The organism is Pseudomonas sp. R1-18 (assembly GCF_051132095.1).
Lineage (GTDB): Bacteria > Pseudomonadota > Gammaproteobacteria > Pseudomonadales > Pseudomonadaceae > Aquipseudomonas.
The window spans coordinates 1238393-1257199 of the sequence record NZ_CP071658.1 but is presented as its reverse complement, the minus strand read 5'-3'; the positions used below and the strand labels follow the sequence as shown (position 1 = coordinate 1257199).

General features: G+C 59.7%; 24 protein-coding genes. 13 read left to right on the top strand and 11 right to left on the bottom strand.

Going from position 1 to position 18807, the window contains the following annotated elements:
* Positions 1 to 3: 3 nt before the first annotated feature.
* Together J3P77_RS05795 and J3P77_RS05790 are read right to left on the bottom strand one after the other, a co-directional pair.
* The gene (locus tag J3P77_RS05795; protein ID WP_434680252.1) at positions 4 to 504 is read right to left on the bottom strand and encodes a hypothetical protein; all 501 of its coding nucleotides are present in this window, start codon (positions 502 to 504) and stop codon (positions 4 to 6) included.
* A gap of 196 nt (positions 505 to 700) precedes the next feature.
* On the bottom strand, positions 701 to 1714 hold the full coding sequence (locus J3P77_RS05790; RefSeq protein ID WP_434680250.1) for an ABC transporter substrate-binding protein: 1014 nt from the start codon (positions 1712 to 1714) through the stop codon (positions 701 to 703).
* Between the two features lie 140 nt (positions 1715 to 1854).
* Here J3P77_RS05790 and J3P77_RS05785 point away from each other — a divergent pair, with 140 nt between their 5' ends.
* Entirely contained in the window at positions 1855 to 2268 is a 414-nt protein-coding gene (locus J3P77_RS05785; RefSeq protein WP_434680249.1) for a GNAT family N-acetyltransferase, read from the top strand.
* 15 nt (positions 2269 to 2283) lie between these two features.
* On the opposite strand, the gene def is transcribed toward J3P77_RS05785, so the two are convergent.
* The 3 genes from def to J3P77_RS05770 form a co-directional block, all read right to left on the bottom strand.
* Positions 2284 to 2823, bottom strand: a complete 540-nt coding sequence (gene def, locus J3P77_RS05780) for a peptide deformylase (protein ID WP_434680248.1) — start codon at positions 2821 to 2823, stop codon at positions 2284 to 2286.
* 47 nt (positions 2824 to 2870) lie between these two features.
* Positions 2871 to 3839, bottom strand: a complete 969-nt coding sequence (locus tag J3P77_RS05775) for a YihY/virulence factor BrkB family protein (RefSeq protein ID WP_434680246.1) — start codon at positions 3837 to 3839, stop codon at positions 2871 to 2873.
* 218 nt (positions 3840 to 4057) lie between these two features.
* Positions 4058 to 4249: a CsbD family protein gene (locus J3P77_RS05770; RefSeq protein ID WP_434680245.1), complete on the bottom strand. Its 192-nt coding sequence runs from the start codon at positions 4247 to 4249 to the stop codon at positions 4058 to 4060.
* 208 nt (positions 4250 to 4457) lie between these two features.
* Between J3P77_RS05770 and J3P77_RS05765 the strand changes: the two genes are divergently transcribed.
* Together J3P77_RS05765 and J3P77_RS05760 are read left to right on the top strand one after the other, a co-directional pair.
* Positions 4458 to 4838 carry a hypothetical protein gene (locus tag J3P77_RS05765; protein WP_434680243.1) on the top strand — a complete coding sequence of 127 codons (381 nt, stop codon included), beginning with the start codon at positions 4458 to 4460 and terminating at the stop codon, positions 4836 to 4838.
* A gap of 149 nt (positions 4839 to 4987) precedes the next feature.
* Complete coding sequence (locus tag J3P77_RS05760; RefSeq protein WP_434680242.1) at positions 4988 to 5614, top strand: DsbA family oxidoreductase; 627 nt, start codon at positions 4988 to 4990, stop codon at positions 5612 to 5614.
* A gap of 36 nt (positions 5615 to 5650) precedes the next feature.
* Here J3P77_RS05760 and J3P77_RS05755 read toward each other — a convergent pair whose 3' ends face one another.
* Complete coding sequence (locus J3P77_RS05755; protein ID WP_434680241.1) at positions 5651 to 6487, bottom strand: CvfB family protein; 837 nt, start codon at positions 6485 to 6487, stop codon at positions 5651 to 5653.
* Between the two features lie 295 nt (positions 6488 to 6782).
* Between J3P77_RS05755 and J3P77_RS05750 the strand changes: the two genes are divergently transcribed.
* The 4 genes from J3P77_RS05750 to J3P77_RS05735 all read left to right on the top strand — a co-directional run bounded on the left by J3P77_RS05750 (position 6783) and on the right by J3P77_RS05735 (position 9461).
* Positions 6783 to 6971: a hypothetical protein gene (locus J3P77_RS05750; RefSeq protein WP_434680240.1), complete on the top strand. Its 189-nt coding sequence runs from the start codon at positions 6783 to 6785 to the stop codon at positions 6969 to 6971.
* A gap of 170 nt (positions 6972 to 7141) precedes the next feature.
* The gene (locus J3P77_RS05745) at positions 7142 to 7654 is read left to right on the top strand and encodes a hypothetical protein (protein ID WP_434680238.1); all 513 of its coding nucleotides are present in this window, start codon (positions 7142 to 7144) and stop codon (positions 7652 to 7654) included.
* Positions 7655 to 7800: 146 nt separating this feature from the next.
* Positions 7801 to 8529, top strand: coding sequence for a TorF family putative porin (locus tag J3P77_RS05740; protein WP_434680236.1), 729 nt, complete (start codon positions 7801 to 7803; stop codon positions 8527 to 8529).
* Positions 8530 to 8588: 59 nt separating this feature from the next.
* Complete coding sequence (locus J3P77_RS05735; RefSeq protein ID WP_434680235.1) at positions 8589 to 9461, top strand: DUF6279 family lipoprotein; 873 nt, start codon at positions 8589 to 8591, stop codon at positions 9459 to 9461.
* A gap of 27 nt (positions 9462 to 9488) precedes the next feature.
* On the opposite strand, the gene J3P77_RS05730 is transcribed toward J3P77_RS05735, so the two are convergent.
* Complete coding sequence (locus tag J3P77_RS05730) at positions 9489 to 9878, bottom strand: transcriptional regulator (RefSeq protein ID WP_434680234.1); 390 nt, start codon at positions 9876 to 9878, stop codon at positions 9489 to 9491.
* Between the two features lie 182 nt (positions 9879 to 10060).
* Between J3P77_RS05730 and J3P77_RS05725 the strand changes: the two genes are divergently transcribed.
* Positions 10061 to 10336, top strand: coding sequence for a hypothetical protein (locus J3P77_RS05725; protein ID WP_434680232.1), 276 nt, complete (start codon positions 10061 to 10063; stop codon positions 10334 to 10336).
* 354 nt (positions 10337 to 10690) lie between these two features.
* On the opposite strand, the gene J3P77_RS05720 is transcribed toward J3P77_RS05725, so the two are convergent.
* A complete protein-coding gene (locus J3P77_RS05720) occupies positions 10691 to 12028 on the bottom strand; it encodes a DEAD/DEAH box helicase (protein WP_434680230.1) in 1338 nt (445 codons plus the stop codon).
* A gap of 182 nt (positions 12029 to 12210) precedes the next feature.
* Here J3P77_RS05720 and J3P77_RS05715 point away from each other — a divergent pair, with 182 nt between their 5' ends.
* Both J3P77_RS05715 and J3P77_RS05710 read left to right on the top strand, forming a co-directional pair.
* Positions 12211 to 13464 (top strand): mechanosensitive ion channel family protein, encoded by a 1254-nt coding sequence (locus J3P77_RS05715; protein ID WP_434680228.1) that lies wholly within the window; start codon positions 12211 to 12213, stop codon positions 13462 to 13464.
* A gap of 152 nt (positions 13465 to 13616) precedes the next feature.
* On the top strand, positions 13617 to 14048 hold the full coding sequence (locus J3P77_RS05710) for a hypothetical protein (protein ID WP_434680227.1): 432 nt from the start codon (positions 13617 to 13619) through the stop codon (positions 14046 to 14048).
* Positions 14049 to 14116: 68 nt separating this feature from the next.
* Here J3P77_RS05710 and J3P77_RS05705 read toward each other — a convergent pair whose 3' ends face one another.
* From J3P77_RS05705 to J3P77_RS05695, 3 genes are all read right to left on the bottom strand, one after another.
* Positions 14117 to 14986 (bottom strand): carboxylate/amino acid/amine transporter, encoded by an 870-nt coding sequence (locus J3P77_RS05705; RefSeq protein WP_434680225.1) that lies wholly within the window; start codon positions 14984 to 14986, stop codon positions 14117 to 14119.
* 183 nt (positions 14987 to 15169) lie between these two features.
* On the bottom strand, positions 15170 to 15769 hold the full coding sequence (locus J3P77_RS05700) for an FMN-dependent NADH-azoreductase (protein WP_434680223.1): 600 nt from the start codon (positions 15767 to 15769) through the stop codon (positions 15170 to 15172).
* Between the two features lie 155 nt (positions 15770 to 15924).
* Positions 15925 to 16239, bottom strand: coding sequence for a 3-phosphoglycerate kinase (locus tag J3P77_RS05695; RefSeq protein ID WP_434680221.1), 315 nt, complete (start codon positions 16237 to 16239; stop codon positions 15925 to 15927).
* Between the two features lie 63 nt (positions 16240 to 16302).
* On the opposite strand from J3P77_RS05695, the gene J3P77_RS05690 reads away from it, so the two are divergent.
* From J3P77_RS05690 to J3P77_RS05680, 3 genes are all read left to right on the top strand, one after another.
* A complete protein-coding gene (locus J3P77_RS05690; protein WP_434680219.1) occupies positions 16303 to 17226 on the top strand; it encodes a LysR family transcriptional regulator in 924 nt (307 codons plus the stop codon).
* 13 nt (positions 17227 to 17239) lie between these two features.
* Positions 17240 to 18028, top strand: coding sequence for an alpha/beta fold hydrolase (locus J3P77_RS05685; protein WP_434680217.1), 789 nt, complete (start codon positions 17240 to 17242; stop codon positions 18026 to 18028).
* Positions 18029 to 18152: 124 nt separating this feature from the next.
* The gene (locus J3P77_RS05680) at positions 18153 to 18716 is read left to right on the top strand and encodes a peptidylprolyl isomerase (protein ID WP_434680216.1); all 564 of its coding nucleotides are present in this window, start codon (positions 18153 to 18155) and stop codon (positions 18714 to 18716) included.
* Positions 18717 to 18807 lie beyond the last annotated feature (91 nt).

Here is an 18807-nt window from a genome sequence, read left to right as displayed (position 1 = left end):
CTGTCAGGGGGTCAGCGACTTCTGCGCGTTACCCAATGCCTGGGAAACGAAGTTGCCCAACAGTTCGGCGGAGCGCGCTTTCATGTCGGCACCTACTTCGCCGTTCTTGGCCTTGAATTTGTTGGCCAGCTCGGGCGAACCGCCGCCCTGATTGAGCGAGTGCAACTCCTGCACCGTAAAGGCATGCGCATAAGCCGCCGCCAGGTTGCGGTCCCACTGGGTCTGGAAGTCAGGCTGCAGACGTTGCAGTTCGCGCTGCACGAGCGCCTGCGCCTCGGTCTTGCCCAGCGTCTCCACCAGCGTGGCGAACGTCACGGTTTTGGACGCGACCTGATAACCCAGCCAGCCAAGACTGTCGCCCAGGTGGCGCTCGCGTACCAGCGTCAACGCCGTATCATCTACTTCGTCAGCCTGCGCGGAGGCCGGCATGCTCATCATCAGACAAGCGATAAACGTCAGCCCGGTCTTGAGAACGGCGAGCTGTGTCGTTTTGCTGTCAGGCATGGCTCCTCCAGAGGTCGAGCAATGTCGTCAGAACTTACCAGCAAATGAGGGCTTTGCCACAAACAGGGTCGCATTACGGCCAGTTTCTGCCGTTATCAGCAACGCGCGCTGCCCACTGGCCCGCATTCGTACGATAAATACACCTCCAGATGAGGGCACTCGAACCCCATCTGGAGAGCGCAAGTGAACGGTTGCTTTACAAACTGCTGCTGACCTTGCTCGCCACCTCAGCCGGAACCCAGCTTTTCCAGACTTCCGGATGCTCCTTGAGCAGTGCGCGCGCGACTACTTTGGGGTCCTGGCGCTTCTCGCTCATTTGCCCGAGCGTCTGGTTGAGCATATCGATAGGCAGATCGACCTTTTTGAAGAAGGTCACCAATTCCGGATATTGCTCGTTGAACGGTGCCGATACTCCGATCGACAGGTTCGCGGCCAGCGACGAGGTGCCACGCGGATTGGGGTTGCTGGTGTCGGTCAGGGTCTTCCAGGCTTCGGCGTCGAAGGGTGGCTCTTCAAGCCGGATCAGCTTGTGGCGACCCAGCAGGGGTGTCGGTGACCAGTAGTAAAACAGTACCGGTTTTCCACGCCGGATCGCCGAATCGATTTCCGCATCCAGCGCCGCGCCGGAGCCGGTACGGAAATTCACGAAACTGTCGTTCAGCCCGTAAGCCTTGAGCTTCTGGGTGTTGACGACTTCCGACGTCCAGCCGCTGGGGCTATTGAGGAAACGGCCCTTGTCGGGAGATTCGGGGTCTTTGAACACGTCTTTGTAGCGGCTCAGATCAGCGACCGATTTCAACTCGGGCGCCAGTGGCTTGATGCCTTTGGCGGCGTCGCCCTTGATCACGTACTCGGGCACCCACCAGCCTTCGGTCGCGCCTTTGACGATGTCACCCAGGCCGAACACTTTGCCATCGGCTTCCGCCTTGATCCACACGGGGCTGCGTCCGGTCCACTCTTCGCCGATAACCTGAATGTCGTTTTTGGCAAGCGCGGTCTCCAGACTCACCGTACTGCCGGGCAAGGTATCGGTGGGATGGCCATAACCTTTCTCGACGATGATGCGCAGGACTTCGGTGATCAGGCTGCCGCTTTCCCAGGTCAGGTCGCCGAAAATGATCGGCTTGGCGGTGTCAGCCGCGCTGACCGGCTGGCTGAGGAGCCCCAGCGCCAGTAACGAAGAACCCAGCAGTGTTGTTATGAGTTTCATCAAGACCTCGTGTTGGCATAAGGAGGCGGAAATATCTGAATCCTATCGACAGCGTCCATGGCCCGTTAGTTGTCTCTGCCGGGCCACTTTGTGAGGCTGTATGATGGCGCGCTCTTTCCCGGCCCAAGACCTGCGCTGCCATGCCCGACCTACATTTTGGCCTACTGCCCGAAGAACGCCGCCCTTTGCTGAACAAGTTCTATCGTGAGCATCAGTCATCGATGCGCGCCGCCAACAAGGGCCAAGTCTGGATTGCACAACAGCAGGAGCTGGTCGGAGCGTTATGCCTTACAGCGGTGAACGACGGGCAATGGCTGACGGGTCTGTTCGTGGCGCCACAATGGCGCGGCCAGGGCGTGGCCGGGCGCCTGATCGAAGCCGCGTTAACGGGAACACAGGGTCCGGTCTGGCTGTTCTGCCATCCGGACTTGCTGTCGTTCTATCAAGCGCTGGGTTTCGCCGAGGCAAAGCGCCTGCCCGCTGCACTGGGCGAACGCTTCATGCGTTACAGCCGCAGCAAGGCGCTGCTGGCCTTGTGCCGAGAGCCGCAATAGCGCGCCAATTGCCAGTCAATCGTCGGCGTTCGGATCCATGCCGGGAAACAGGACCTCGGTAAAGCCAAACGTGCTGAAGTCGGTGATGCGTGATGGGTAGAGTCGGCCGACCAGATGGTCGCACTCGTGCTGCACGACCCGAGCGTGGAAACCATGGGCGAGTCGGTCGATCAACTGGCCGTCCGGATCCACGCCTTCGTAACGAATACTCTGGAAGCGGTTGACCATGCCACGCAAGCCGGGGACTGACAGGCAGCCTTCCCAGCCCGCTTCCACGGCCGGGTACAACGGAGTGATCACCGGATTGAGCAGAATGGTGCGCGGCACCGCCTCGGCATCCGGGTAGCGTTCGCTGCGGTCGAAACCGAAGATGACCAGTTGCAGGTCGACGCCGATCTGCGGCGCCGCAAGGCCGACGCCGCCTACACTTTCCATGGTCCGGAACATATCCCCGATAAGCGCCTTGAGCTCATCGCTGCCGAACATTTCCTGCGGCACGGGAGGAGCGACCCTGAGGAGTCGCTCGTCGCCCATCTTCAGAATTTCGCGGATCATGATCCTGGCCGTCCCGGTAACTGAAAACCTCATCCTGCCACAACAGGTCAGCTTTCGTCGGATTTCAGAACACTGGGTTTGGAGTGATCGCGGCCCAGACCGGACACGTGACGCTTGGCATTTTCTGACTCTTCGCCGGTGCCGTCACCGGCATCCTTCTCGCCCTTGTCCTTGCCTTCGTCGGACATGTGCTCGATCACCGCATTCATTTCCGCGCCCAACAGCAGCACCGCGGCGGAAATATAGAAGTACAAAAGCAGAACGATGATCGCACCAATACTTCCGTACATCGCGTTGTAGTCCGCGAACGTGCGGACGTAATAGGCAAAGCCCAGCGAAGCGACGATCCATACCACCACAGCCAGCACCGAACCTGGGGTAATGAAACGGAAGTCCTGCTTCACGTCCGGCATGACGTAATACATCAACGCTACGGCGACCATCAGCAGCAGAATGATCACTGGCCAGCGCAGAACCGTCCACAGAGTAACAATAAAGTCCTCCAGGCCAACCTGCGCGGCAATCCAGGTCATGACCTGCGGCCCGAGCACCATGAGCGCGGCGGCGGCCAACAGCATGCCGGCGATTCCCACGGTATACAGCACCGACAGCGGCAGACGTTTCCAGGCCGGACGCCCTTCAACCACATCGTAGGCGGCGTTCATGGCGCTCATCATCAGACGCACACCCGCCGAAGCGGTCCAGAGCGCGATGAAGATACCGATGGACAACAGGCCGCCGGTCGATTGCTGAAGCTGATCGATAACAGGATTGACCTGATCCAGCGCTTCGGGCGGCAGGACCAGCTCCGATTGCAGACGCAGCCAGGAGAAGAAATCGGGGAGGTGCAGGAAACCGATCAAGGCGATCAGGAACAGCAGGAACGGGAACAACGAGAACAGCATCTGATAAGCCAATGCCGAAGCATAGGTGGACATCTCGTCGTCGATGAATTCGGTGACGGTACGTACCATCACTTTGCCCATTGGCAGTTTACGCAATGTGGGGAATATCATGGCGGCTCCTTTCGCTCCATAACTGCCAAACCTTTGAACATCAGACCCGACCACGCCGTAGACAGGTGCGGCGTGTATGACGAACAGTCATTTTGCCGGTGCCAAATGGACTGAACGGGCCATAAAAGGTTTCAGTCTGAAAGCAGATAGCATAACGGCCATCCTGGGATGACCGTCAGCTGTACATCATTCCCGAAACGTTCGTCGGGTCACCAGCGTCAGGTCTTATCGACACCACTTTTCACAGCGTCTTTCACGTCGCCTTTGACTTGCTGGCCTTCGCCCTTGACTTCCTGAGCCTTGCCTTCGCCTTTGAGTCTGGAATTACCCGTAGCTTCGCCCACGCCTTGCTTGATGTTGCCTACCGCTTCGTTGGCTACGCCTTTGACTTTATCGGTCGTGCTGCTCATGTGGTTCTCCTGCGGTTTGAAGACCGCGTTGCAAGGGCTCGTTATAAGCCTGACATAAGGATGGACACGGGCTCGTCTCCAAGAGTTTCAAGTTTTTTTCGCTGGCGGGTGTCGTTCGTCCCCTCGACAGGCGCGCACATGCGAGAATGCGCCGCGCGCTCGTCAGGCAGCGCCGGACACGCCGAACAGACCGATTCGCAGGAACATTATGAAACTCGATAAAAAGCTCGCCATCGCACGCAGAAATCAGGAATTGGGCGGTGCCGTGCTCGGCGTCAACAACACCCATTTCGCGTTGCTGGATACCAAACGCAACATCTGGTGGTTCGACTTGCCCCTGACCCGTATCCAGGTCGGCCAGTACGAATGGATGCATCTGCTGCTGCACACACCGGCCAGCGACCAACTGCTACATCTGAAGGTCACCACGGTGTTCCTGCGCGATCACATCGAAGGCCTGGAAGTACGCAACGCCGGCAAACGCAAACCTACCATCAGCCTGGAGTTGAGCGCCGACAAGGACTCCTTCCTCAAGGACATGCGCCCCAAGGGCAGCAACCTGAGTTTTGCGGGGTTTGTGCAGAAGTAATCATCGCTGCGTCGTCGCAGGCAAGCGCCTTCCAGCGCGACGCTGCGGCACACTCCGTACGTCCGCCAGAAAACACTGTTTTCATATTGGGTAGCACTTTTGGAGGCTTCCACGAGTCAGTGTTAATTAGCGGTTATGGAGTTTTGCAAATGAACACTGATGGACCTTTCAAAATCGACGTCTGGAGTGATTACGTCTGCCCGTTTTGCTATCTGCAGTTGTCGGTGCTCGATCAAATCCAAGAGACATACGGTGCCCGCGTGGAGCTCAACTGGCACGCCTTCGAGCTTCGGCCCGAGTCGGTAGCCCAGCTCGACCCGGATGCCGATTACCTGCGCGCCAACTGGTCGCGCTCCGTGCTGCCGCTGGCGGGCAAACGTAATGTGGTCATGAACCTGCCGACCGTGCAGCCGCGCAGTCGCAAGCTGCTGGAAGCGGCGGCTTTTGCGCGCAAGGCCGGCCGTTTCGACGCGTTCAATCGACACGCTTTCAAGGCGTTTTTCGAATTCGGCCAGGACATCGGCCACACGCCTACTTTGCTTGACATGGCAGGCCCGACCGGACTTGACCTCGACGATCTGCAACGGGCGCTAAGCGACAACCTGTACGCAGAGCAAGTCTCGGCGGATGAGCAATTAGCGGAGCGGCTGGGTTTGCGGGCGGTGCCTGTTCTGCTGCTGCGGCACGCCGAGCAGCCGCTGGAACAGGCCAAGGTGTTTAACGGCACCCTGCCCTTCGAGCGTTTCAGGCAGGAAATCGAACAGCTTTCGCATTGAAGCCCGAGGCTCAGAGAGCCTCGGCTTCTGCCACGGTCAGGCCAGCTCGATGCGATCCGCGTGAATCACGATCTGGCCATCCTTGTACAAACCGCCAATCGCTTTCTTGAAGTTACCCTTGCTGACGCCGAACAGCCCGCTGATCACCTGCGGATCGCTCTTGTCGCTGACTGGCAGCGTGCCGCCGTTCTCGCGCAGCTTGGCCAGAATCTTGGCATTGAGGCTGCTGGCCGCCTCGACCCCTACAGGCTGCAGGCTCAGGGAAATATTGCCGTCAGCACGGATTTCCTTGATGAAACCTTTCTCTTGCTTGCCTGGACGCAGGAACTTGAACACCTCGTTCTTGTGAATCAGGCCCCAATGCTTGTTGTTGATGATTGCCTTGAAGCCCATGTCGGTTGCTTCGGCTACCAGCAAGTCGACTTCCTGACCGACGCGGTAATTGGCCGGCGTCTTGTCGAGGTAGCGATCCAGGCGCGCGGTGGCGGTGATGCGGCGGGTGTGTTTGTCGAGATAAACGTGGACCACGCAGTAATCGCCAGCCTGCAGGGTGCGCTTCTCTTCCGAGTAAGGCAGCAGCAGGTCCTTGGGCAGGCCCCAATCGAGAAACACGCCGATGCTGTTGACTTCGACCACCTTGAGGCTGGCGAACTCGCCGACCTGAACCTTGGGCTTTTCGGTGGTGGCGAGCAGCTTGTCTTCGCTGTCCAGATAGACAAAGACGTTGAGCCAGTCTTCATCTTCGGTAGGAACGTCCTTGGGGATGTAACGATTGGGCAGCAGAATTTCGCCGTCCTGGGCGCCATCCAGATACAGCCCGAAATTTGTGTGCTTGACGATTTGCAAGCTGTTGTAGCGCCCGATTAAAGCCATGTGCAGATACCCTCTTTGCGTGGCCGGCATTCTACCTGAGTTTGGGCCGCTATTCCCGGTGCCGGATACGCCCGGAGCAATCGTCCACTCGTCAGTTTTCGGACGATGCCGCCGGTCAGATAAAACGACTGACGGATCGCAAAAGACTCCAGCGAAAACAGGCTGTTATCGATTGCTCCGCAGCGGTTCATCAATGCAGCCGGGCAATGGTTCGCGTTACGCGGAGGCTATATACCCAAGCGGGAGGCGAGCGTTTGCTGTAAGGTGGCTGGCCGTACTACGTTTATGAAGGTAAATGGCAGCCATGCGTATCAAAGCATCTCACTCCAAAGCGAAGCCCGCTCCAGCCGTTGAAACGAGCGATTCGATCAACGCCCAGATCGCAGCTTTCCTGAAGTCCGGCGGTGAAATCCAGCAGATCGCCAAAGGCGTGAGCGGCCAGACCTTCACACCGACCAAGCAGATCAACCTCGGCAAAAAGTAATCCCCGCTGTCGATCTCTATGCGCCCTGCACCGGGGCGCTAGATTGCCTGCCTCGCGCTGGAAATTCTTCCGGCCACGCTGCTACTCTCTCTTCAGATCTTTTCGTCAGATCCTTCAACCAGTCCGGTAGGAATTCGCCCGGTATGTTGTCTCATTTGCGGAATTCACGAATGAAGAACTGGATGCTTTTCGGCGCTCTGATGTGTCTGGGCGGCTGTGCGTCGCAGCCTTGTGACGACGGAGTAGGCGACAGCCCGCTCAGCGACCGCTCCTGTCGCGCGGAGCATCTGCTGTATCAGAACGACATGTTGCAGGCCAAGCTGCTGATCAGTCAGGCCGACCGTGAGAACTACGAGCTCGCCCACGCCCTGCTGCGTCGCGCCACCGCCGACGACACCTCGGGCGAAGCCGATTTCTATCAGGCAGTGCTGATGATCCGTGAACAGGGTGATCAGGAACAAATTATCGACCTGCTTCATAACGCTGCCAGCCACGAGCATCCGCTGGCGATTGCATTGCTGTCTCAGCAGCTGACCATCAGCGATCCAAAACAGGCCGAACACTACCGGGCCAGGTACGCCGAACTGGACGTGGCCAAGAGCGGCTACCCGTCCTTCGAACAGGCGCTGGTCGTGATTCGTCGCCTGATCATCCCTGCCACCGACGCCACTGCGGCCAATTGACGCTCCGCGGATCGACGAACGGTCCGCGTCAGGCTCTTTTCACCGTTATGCTTGCAAGGCTCTAGCTCGCGGCTTGTGTCGGGCTTCCATGCCGCTTTCGATACGCCAATCTGACCACCACTCCTCGACACACCAGGGAGTGAGCCATGCTCAATCTTCGACTACCTGCGCTGACCTTGGGCGCGCTGTTCATTTGCCAACCCCTTGCCGCCCAGGTCATGGAGCGGGAACTGGGTGACTTCGCCCTCAAACTGGGTACGACTCCGACGCGCAGCATGGCGCAGGGCCTGGTGACGCCCAATGGCGGCTCGGGCTCGTTCCACGGCGGGCTGGACCTGACTCACGACAGCGGGTTTTACGTCGGGCAATGGTCGCCGAACATGGGCGTCGTTGAGGACAGCAATCTTGAAGTGGACTCCTACATGGGCTTCAAGAAGCCATTCGATAGCACCCTGGGCTACGAACTGGGGATGATCCGTTACAGCTACCCCGATACCGATCAGATCGACAGTCATGAGTTCTACGCCGGACTGCGGGTGCTCGACAGTCGGGTAGGTGCCGCTTTCAGCAACGACGTGGGCCGCCGCGACAGCACAGTGTTCATCGATCTGGGCGCCATCGAGCGATTGGGGCTGGGCGTGCGCATGCAGTATGCGACCCACCAGTTCGACACGCCGCAGGTCGGCTCGGATGGCGCGCTGGTCAGCGGCTTCAACGACTGGTCCCTGAACCTCACGCGCCCATGGCTGGGGATCGACATGAACCTGATCTATAGCGATTCAAGTCTCAGTGGCGGCGACTGTAATGTGTACGCCGGACACAACCCACGCTGCGAACAGACTTTTACCCTCAAAGCCGTCCGCTCATTCTTCTAGCGGTTGAACTGCCAGGCCCTAAGCTTCTCTACTGTACGTCTGCACGCTGAGGAGTTGTCATGCGGTTGCTGCTTAGAACTTTCATTAGCTGGTCGATAGTCGCGTCACTGCTCATGGGTTGCAACCAGGTAGGCCTGGCTTACCGCAATCTCGACGTCATCATTCCGTGGTCGCTCAACGACTATCTGGACATGAACACCGAGCAGAAAAGCTGGCTGGACGAACGTCTCAAGCAACATCTGAGCTGGCATTGCAGCACCCAGCTGCCGAGCTATCTGACGTGGCTGGACCGTCTGGAAGAGATGGTCAAGAACGATCAGGTTACGGTTACCGGCCTGGAAGCCCGCACCGAAGAAGCCAAGGAGGCCATCGGCCAGATCTCCCGCCAGATCACGCCGTCGGCAATCGAACTGCTGTCGCGCGTCGATGACAAGCAGGTTCAGGAACTCGAAGCCGCTTTCGTCAAAGACCAGCGCAAGCGCGAGAACCGTTACGTCAATGAGCCGCTGGAGCGCCAGATCGCCGAGCGTGCCGATCGGATGGACAAGCGCCTGAGCGCCTGGCTTGGAAAACTCACCCCGGCACAGAAAGACGCGATTCAGAGCTGGTCGGCGTCGCTTGGTGAGCAGAACCGTGCATGGGTCGAGAATCGCGTTCGCTGGCAAGGCCTGTTCCTGAAGGCGGTTCAGGAACGCCAGTCCGGCGAATTCCCGCAGCGTATCACCGCATTGCTGCAGGACCGCGAAACCTTCTGGACGCCCGAATATCGTGAAGCCTATGACCGCACCGAAAAGGCAGCGATTGAACTGTTGGCGGAGGTTTTCGCGAAAAGTACGCCGGATCAACGTACTCGTCTGCTTGGCAGGATTGCCGACATGCGCAATGACTTTACTGATCTCAATTGCCTGAAGGCAGCGCGCGCGGCCGGTTGAAGCCGTCGCGCCACCTGACTCAAAGGATCAGGCAACCTGTGCCTTGGACGCTACTTCATCGAAGGTTACAGGGTCGAGTGCATCGTCCTGCTCATCCAGCACCTGGCGTGGATGGTCATTACCGGGAATGCTGCTGTCGATCATCGCCAGCAGGCTTGAGCCTCGTGGCGTCAGCACGAAATTGGAACCAGTGCCGCCCTCTTCCGTTGGGCGCGGTTCGATGTAGTGGTGCTTGACCAGCACTGCTTCCAGATCAGCCGCCTGCTGTTTGAGATGGTCCAGGTTACCTGGCGCCTCGCCCTCGGCCGCCTTGGCTGCGGCATGGTCTTCGGCGTACTTGCGCGGCGCGAAGGATGAACCCGCGCTGTTTTGCACTTCGTGGAGCAGTCGTTCAATAAGGTCCCAGTCATAAGTCATGGTGTTCAGCCTCCGTCCAGCATGGATGAATGGCCCATGACGTCCGGTCACGGGCTTGCGACTCATGGTTGTGACCCTGACCTGAAACGGCGGTTCAGCAGTGGCGCCGGGCGGCTGCTCTGAACTAGTGCCGCCGTTGGCCGCTCAACCGCAGCAGCCACCACCGCAAAGAAGAGGTCGCCATGAAGATCGCCGCCAGCATCGTCGTTGCCATCAGCCTGCTCTGCACCGCACCGGCCTGGGCCTGCACCCCGGAAGAAGCCACGCTCAAGCGAGAACAACTGGCCGAGAAGGTCAGGACACTGACCCAGCAGAATCCGCAAAAGGCCAAAGAGATCAATCAGGAACTGGAAGACATGCCACTTGAAACCGCTGCGAAAGATCAGCCGGACAAATGCCAGCTGATCGATCAGCGAATGAAAGAGCTGGATACCGCCGCGCAGAAGGCGGATGGGTGATTTGAGCGATGCAGTGTGAGCCGATTTTGTGGGAGCGAACTTGTTAGCGAAAAGGCCGGCACAGACGACGGATATGTGGCGCTTGTACTAATGCTTGGCGGACAAGTCCGCTCCCACAGCACATAAGGTGATTTTGTAGGAGCGAACTTGTTCGCGAAGAGGCCGGCACAGGCGACGGATATGTGGCGCTTGTACTAATGCTTCGCGGACAAGTCCGCTCCCACAGGACATGAGGTAATTTGTGGGAGCGAACTTGTTCGCGAAGAGGCCGGCACAGGCGACGGATATGTGGTGCTTGTACTAATGCTTCGCGGACAAGTCCGCTCCCACAGTACGACGCTGCTCCTGCAGCGCTTACTCCGCCGCTGGTGCCGGCGTGCTGCGCTTCTTCAGCGGTGCCATGCCGTCCTGGCTGACCAGATCGGACTTGGGCCGGTTCACGGTCTTGCGCTTGGTCGGGCCTTTGGCGGCGGTCTTTTTCTTGTCGCCCTTCGCATCGGTCTTTTTCTTCTTCACACCGACAGCCTTGCCTGAAGCCTTGACCTTCTTCGGCCCGCCATAGGTGCCCTTCACTTCCTTGATCGTGCGACGCTCGAAGCTCTGCTTCAGGTAGCGCTCGATGCTGGACATCAGGTTCCAGTCGCCATGGCAAATGAGGGAGATCGCCAGACCTTCGCTGCCTGCACGGCCGGTACGGCCCACGCGGTGCACGTAATCGTCACCACTGCGAGGCATGTCGAAGTTGATCACCAGATCCAGGCCTTCAACGTCCAGCCCGCGCGCCGCCACGTCGGTGGCGACCATTACCTTGGCGCCGCCCTGCTTGAGGCGGTCGATGGCCGCCTTGCGGTCCTTTTGGTCCTTGTCGCCGTGCAGCACGAACGCTTTGTATTCCTGAGCGACCAGACGACCATACAACCGATCCGCCATGGCTTTGGTGTTGGTGAAGATGATCGCCTTCTGATACTTCTCGTTGGCCAACAGCCAGTTCAGCACCTGTTCCTTGTGGACGTTGTGGTCGGCCGTGATGATCTGGTGGCGGGTGCCGGAAGCCAGCTCGCTGACGTTGTTGAGCTGCAGATGCTGAGGGTCCTTGAGCACCTTGCGGATCATCTCGCGCAGGCCCGCTCCGCCGGTGGTGGCCGAGAACAGCATGGTCTGCTCGCGGTCGGCGCATTCGCCCGCCAGACGCTCGACGTCTTCGGAGAAGCCCATGTCTAGCATGCGGTCGGCTTCGTCGAGCACCAGCACTTCAACGTGCTTGAGATCCAGATTGCCCGCGTTGAGGTGTTCCAGCAGGCGACCCGGCGTACCGATCAGAATGTCCGGCACCTTGCGCAACATGGCGGCCTGGACTTTGAAGTCTTCGCCACCTGTGATCAGGCCGGATTTAACGAAAGTGAACTGCGAGAAACGCTCCACTTCCTTGAGCGTCTGCTGAGCCAGTTCGCGGGTCGGCAACAGGATCACGGCGCGGATATCAACACGCACGCGGGCCGGGCCGATCAGGCGATTGAGGATCGGTAACACAAACGCGGCAGTCTTGCCGCTGCCGGTCTGAGCCGTCACCCGCAGGTCACGCCCTTGCAATGCCAACGGAATGGCGGCGGCCTGCACAGGCGTAGGCTCGACAAATTTAAGCTCGGCCACGGCTTTCAGCAGACGTTCATGCAGGGCGAATTCGGAAAACACGGGTGTTACCTCGACGAAAAACATAGATACAGCTGCATAGCCTAACGGTTTCGAGCGCCGGGGCCGAGTTTCTTTACCACTTGGAGCCTTTTTTTGTTACTCGATTTACCATCGCTGCCATAGCCGCGACGGTAATGCTCTAATCGCGCCCCGCATTTTTTCACACGGACTCATCACGTTTCATGGATATTCAATCGCTTTGGCGCCGCGCTCAGGAACTCTGGGACATGCTCGACCGACACCCGGTGCTGCACGCCGGGCTGGCACTCGGCCTGCTGCTGCTCACCGCGCTGGCGGTGGGACGTCTGTCGCGCTTCGTGATTCTGCACACCACCAAAATGCTCGGTCGCCAGCCCGCGCTGCACTGGCTCAACGACCTGCGCCACAACAAGGTATTTCATCGCTTGGCGCAGATGACACCGTCGCTGGTCATCCAGTTCGGCCTGAGCCTGATCCCGGTACTCAACAATGCCAGCAAGACGGTGATCGGCAACATCGCCATGGCGTTCACCATCCTGTTCATGACCCTGGCCATCGGCGCTCTGCTCAACGCCCTGCTCGATATCTATGCCCGCACCACCCACGCCCGGACGCGCTCGATCAAGGGCTACGTGCAACTGGCGAAAATGATCCTCTACATTTTTGCGGCGATCATCATTGTCGCCACACTGATCGACCGCTCGCCGCTGTTGCTGCTGTCCGGTCTGGGCGCCATGTCGGCCGTTATCCTGCTGGTCTACAAGGACACGCTGCTGTCCTTCGTTGCCAGCGTGCAACTGACCAGCAACGACATGTTGCGCGTTGGCGACTGGATCGAAATGCCGCAGGTTGGCGCCGATGGCGATGTGGTGGACATCACACTGCACACGGTCAAGGTGCAGAACTTCGACAAAACCATCGTCTCCATCCCGACCTGGCGCCTGATGTCCGAGTCCTTCCGCAACTGGCGCGGCATGCAGCAATCGGGCGGACGTCGCATCAAACGCAGCCTGTTCATTGATGCCAGCGGAGTGCGCTTCGTACGCGACGATGAAGAAGCGCGCCTCAGCCAGATTCACCTGCTGACCGACTACATCGGCCGCAAACAGGCTGAACTGCTGGCATGGAACCAGGCGCAGGGCAACGTTGCGGAAATGTCGGCCAACCGCCGACGCATGACCAATATCGGCACCTTCCGCGCCTACGCCCTCGCCTATCTGAAAAGCCATCCTGGCGTCCATCCGGACATGACCTGCATGGTCCGCCAACTGCAGACCACCTCGCAGGGCATCCCGCTGGAAATCTACTGCTTCACCCGCACCACCGTCTGGGCCGATTACGAGCGCATCCAGGGCGATATCTTCGACTACCTGCTGGCGGTAATGCCCGAATTCGGGCTGAGTCTGTATCAACAGCCAAGTGGGGCGGATATGCGGGTGGGGTTGGCTGAGCGTTAGTCGTCGAAAGCCTCTCAGCCCTTGGCAAAACGGAGTCGGATGGGCACCCGCCAGCAGGAACCTGTGTTTGCCACCGACCATCCGTCGCCCGGATGGCACGGTGTCGCCGTGCAGGAGCCGAATCATTGGTAGTCCCAAAAAGGAGTTCCATCATGAAAATGATTCGCCCTCATCAACTTGCACTTGCGTTATGCCTCGGGGCAATGACGCCTTTGAGTTTTGCAGCCAGTGACTTGAATACCGCAACGGCGCTTCCACCCGGTCAGGGTGCGGGGTCGACGGTTACGCCCGGCGGGACGCAGAGTGGCGGTGCAGGCGGCAATTCGGGTGGTACCGGCACCAGCACAGGTTCTGACACCGGGACCGGCGGCACGGGTGGTGGTGCCGATACCGGTACCGCAAATCCAGGCAAGGCAGGGCCGGGTGGCGCCCCCGGCGCAGGGGGCTCCAGCCATGGCGGCGCAGGTGGTGGCAACGGTGGGACCGGCGGTGCCGGAAGTGGCGCCGGTGGCTCGGGTGCCGCAGGCGGCGCGGGCGGTGGCGGCGGCTCGGATGGCGGTGGCGGTTCCGGCGGCGGCAGCTGACCCAACCTGCTGTGACAGCGCGGCACCCCTTGCGGGCGCCGCGCTTCGATTTTTCCTGGCTTATGTGATCAACGCACCAGCCTGGCCTCGCGAACAACACCACGCCGACTGATCCACACCGAAGCCACGATGATGCCGCCACCAACGAACAAGCGGGTGAAGTCTTCGTGCTCATTCCAGATCAGCAGATTAACCAGCAACCCAAGCGGAACATGCAGGTTGTTCATGACGGCCAGGGTGCCGCCGTTCACCATGCACGCCCCCTTGTTCCACCAGTACATGCCCAGCGCTGTGGAACACAGGCCCAGAAACAGCAACACACTCCATTGCAACGAATCTTCCGGCAGACGTTGGGCATTGCCGAACATCAGAAATGCCGGCAGCACCACGATCAGCGCGCCCAGGTAGAAATAGCCGAAGCGCCGGTAATGCGGCAGGTCGCTGGGATGACGCGCCACCAGATGCTTGTACAGCACCTGCCCCGCCGCGTACGTGAAGTTCGCCAGTTGCAGCAGCAGGAAGCCGCCGAGGAAATCACCGTCCAGCCCGTCATAGCGGATGAAACCGGCGCCCAGCACCGCGACCAGTGCCGCCAGCAGCGCCCATGGATTGAAACGCCGGTTCAACGCGTCTTCGATAAGCGTCACATGCAGCGGCGTGAGAATGGTGAACAACAGCACTTCCGGCACGGTCAGCACCCGGAAGCTCAGGTACAGGCACACGTAGGTAATGCCGAACTGCAAGGCACCGATCACCAACATCCCGCGCATGAAACTCGGCTCGACCTGACGCCAGCGTGTCAACGGGATGAACACCAGCCCGGCCAGCACGACGCGAATCAGCACCGCGAAATAGCTGTCGACGTGACCGGCCAGGTAAACGCCAATCAGGCTGAAGGAAAACGCCTGTATCAGCGTAACGAATAATAGATAGCCCATGCTTGCCCCTTTGTTGAAGGGCGCGACCATAACGGTCAGGCGCGGGTGTGTCCATTCGAAAACAGTGACGGATCGCTGCACATGAAAAAACCCGATGACCGTCGGCTGGCAGGCGCCAGCCGGGGTCGATCGGGTCATGCACCCAGGAGCGGGAGGTGCGAAAGGGAAAGCGGTTCAGCGTGTTCAGGCAACCTGTGCCAGCAGAGCGCGAGCCTGGGTCAGACCTTTGTCGACAAAATCGCCGCCCATGTTCAGGCCTTCGGCATGGATGAAGTTCACATCATGGATGCCGACAAAACCCAGCACCTGACGCAGGTACGGTTCCTGGTGGTCGAGGCTGCTACCCGTGTAGATGCCGCCGCGAGCGGTGAGCACGAACGCGCGCTTGCCGACCAGCAGGCCCTGCGGACCGGTTTCGCCATACTTGAACGTTACGCCGGCACGCAGCACGTGGTCGAACCAGGCCTTCAGGGTGCTGGGGATGGCGAAGTTGTACATGGGTGCTGCGAGCACTACGACGTCGGCGGCAACCAGTTCGTCGGTCAGCAGGTTGGAGCGCTCAAGCGCCGCCTGTTCGGTTTCGCTGCGCTGCTCGACAGGCTTCATCCAGCCGCCCAGCAAGGTAGCATCCAGGTGAGGCACAGGGTTCACAGCCAGATCGCGCACGGTGATTTCGTCGGCAGGGTGCGCAGTCTTCCACTGGCTGATGAACTCTTGAGTCAGCTGACGTGAAACCGAATCCTGTTGGCGGGCGCTGCTTTCGATGACCAGTACGCGGGACATGTTGTGATCTCCATCGGATAAGTGGGGTAAGTCGATGGAGTGAAGAATAGAGACGAACGAATCGATAAAAAAGCGCAAATATCTGCTTTGATTCATCTAATAATTTGTTTTATCCGATCCGGCGTTTTACTCTCCAGAAAGCACCAGTGCCGCGTTCATGCCGGTTGGCAACTGAGCGTGATACGCAGTTTGATGATGCTGCGATTGAATTTCGAAGTGACGTCGACGCTCTTGCCAGCGGCGATCTGGACCCGGCGGGTACGCGGCGCTTCAGGGCCGTTGCGAAATATCACCGAGCACTTCGCGTCGACATCGCCGTAGTTGTTGACGGTGATCGACCCGATGTCGTGAAAGACGTCGTGCGCCGTGTAGTCGACCTTGACGCCGTCGAACTGCTTTTCCACTTCGATGGGATAAGCGATTGCCGTCAATGGCAGTAATGTCAGCAGCGCGCAGCACAGAGGCTTCATCGTGAAACTCCGGTCGGATGTCAGATCGGTACAGTAAACAAGAAAGAAAAGAGGAAAGACACAATGAAAGCGCCCCGCGTGACCCTCGATCAATGGCGCACGCTGCAGGCCGTGGTCGACCATGGCGGCTTTGCCCAGGCGGCAGAGGCCCTGCACCGTTCGCAATCGTCGGTCAGCTATACCGTGGCCCGCATGCAGGATCAGCTGGGTGTGCCCTTGTTGCGCATCGATGGCCGCAAGGCCGTGCTGACCGAAGCCGGTGGCGTCTTGCTGCGCCGATCGCGTCAGCTGGTCAAACAGGCCAGCCAGCTCGAAGACCTGGCGCATCACATGGAGCAGGGCTGGGAGGCGGAGGTGCGCCTGGTGGTAGACGCCGCCTACCCCACCGCGCGCCTGGTCCGCGCGCTGACAGCCTTCATGCCGCAGAGCCGCGGCTGTCGGGTGCGTTTGCGCGAGGAGGTGCTGTCAGGCGTCGAAGAAGTACTGCTGGAAGGCGTGGCCGACCTGGCGATCAGTGGCTTCAGCATTCCCGGTTACCTGGGAACGGAGATGAACACAGTCGAATTCGTGGCCGTTGCCCATCCTCAGCACGCGTTGCATCAGGCCAACCGCGAGCTGACGTTCCAGGACCTCGAAGGCCAGCTGCAGGTCGTGATCCGTGACTCCGGGCGCCAGCAGCCTCGCGACGTAGGCTGGCTGGGCGCCGAGCAGCGCTGGACGGTGGGCAGTCTGGGGACCGCGACCACCTTCGTGCGCAATGGTCTGGGCTTCGCCTGGCTGCCGCGCCACATGATCGAGCGCGAACTCGAAGAGGGCGTGCTCAAGGTTCTTCCGCTCGATAAAGGTGGCAGTCGCAATCCAGCGTTCTATCTTTACTCCAGCAAAGACAAACCGCTCGGCCCGGCAACCCAGATTCTGGTGGAGCTGATCCGCGCTTTCGACGTCGCCAGCCCCGCCCCGGCGTTCGCGGCGCCACCTCAAGCCTGACAGGAGTGGGCCAATGGCGTTCTTCGAGCATGACGACTGTTCACTGCACTATGAAGAATACGGCAAGGGCGAGCCGATACTGCTGTTGCACGGCCTTGGGTCCAGTTGTCTGGACTGGGAATATCAAATCCCGGCGCTGTCCGCCCGTCACCGGGTGATCGCGATGGATATGCGCGGTCATGGGCGTTCCGACAAACCCCGCGAGGCGTACAGCATCGCGGGGTTCAGCGCCGACGTTGAAGCGCTGATCGAGCATTTGCGCCTGGGCCCGATCCATGTGGTCGGTCTGTCGATGGGCGGGATGATCGGTTTCCAGCTGGCGGTCGACCAGCCGCATTTGCTCAAGAGCCTGTGTATCGTCAACAGCGCGCCACAGGTCAAGGTCAGGGGCATCAGCGATCTCTACCAGCTGACGCGGCGCTGGACGCTGGCGCGTTTTCTGAGCATGCGCACCGTCGGAATCGGTTTGGGCAAGATGCTGTTCCCCAAACCCGAGCAGGCCGAGCTGCGCCGCAAGGTCAGCGAGCGCTGGGCGAAGAACGACAAGCAGGCGTATCTGGCGAGCATGGATGCCATCATCGGCTGGGGCGTGCTGCACAAGATCCGCCGCATCATCTGCCCGACGCTGATCATCAGCGCTGACCACGACTACACGCCGGTAGCGCTCAAACAGGCCTACGTCAGGCTCATGCGCAACGCCCGACTGGTGGTAATCAAGGACTCGCGACACGCCACGCCGCTGGACCAGCCAGAAGAATTCAACCGCACTCTGCTGGAATTCATCGACAGCACGGCGGTCTGAAACCCGCATGCAGTCTGTTTCTCATGCAGCACCGGGCACCGCTCGATCATGCTGGGCAAAGAAAGCCAAACGTGGTTTCCTTGCCAGCTACAGTCGATATCACCACTGAAGGACCTGATGCCCCATGTTGAAAAAAATCGCCCTTGCCGCCTGCACCGTGCTCTTTGCCGCCAACCTGATGGCCGCGCCGGACAAGGCCACTCATGTGCTGATCAACACCAGTTTCGGTGAGATCGAGCTCGAACTCGCGGACGCCAAGGCACCGGTCAGCACCCAGAATTTCCTGGGCTACGTCGACAGCGGTTTCTACAACAACACCATCTTTCACCGCGTGATCCCGGGCTTCATGGTGCAGGGCGGCGGTTTTACCCAGTATCTGGTGCAGAAGCCCACCAAGGACCCGATCAAGAACGAAGCGCAGAACGGCCTGCACAACGTTCGCGGCACCATCGCCATGGCCCGCACCTCGGACGTCAATTCGGCCACCAGCCAGTTCTTCATCAACACCAACGACAACGCCATGCTCGACAACGGCGTGCGTGACTACGGTTACGCGGTGTTCGGCAAAGTGGTCAAGGGCATGGACGTGGTGGACCAGATCGTCAACGCCCAGACCAGCAACCAGAAAGGCATGCAGAACGTGCCCATCGACCCGATCCTGATCAAGTCGGCCAAGCGCATCGACTGATCGATTCTGCGGCGTGCATGGGGCCCGGCGGCCTGATGCACGCTGGTCGGGAGAGCCTCACCCATCAAGGAGAGCCCGCTGCCGTGGGCGT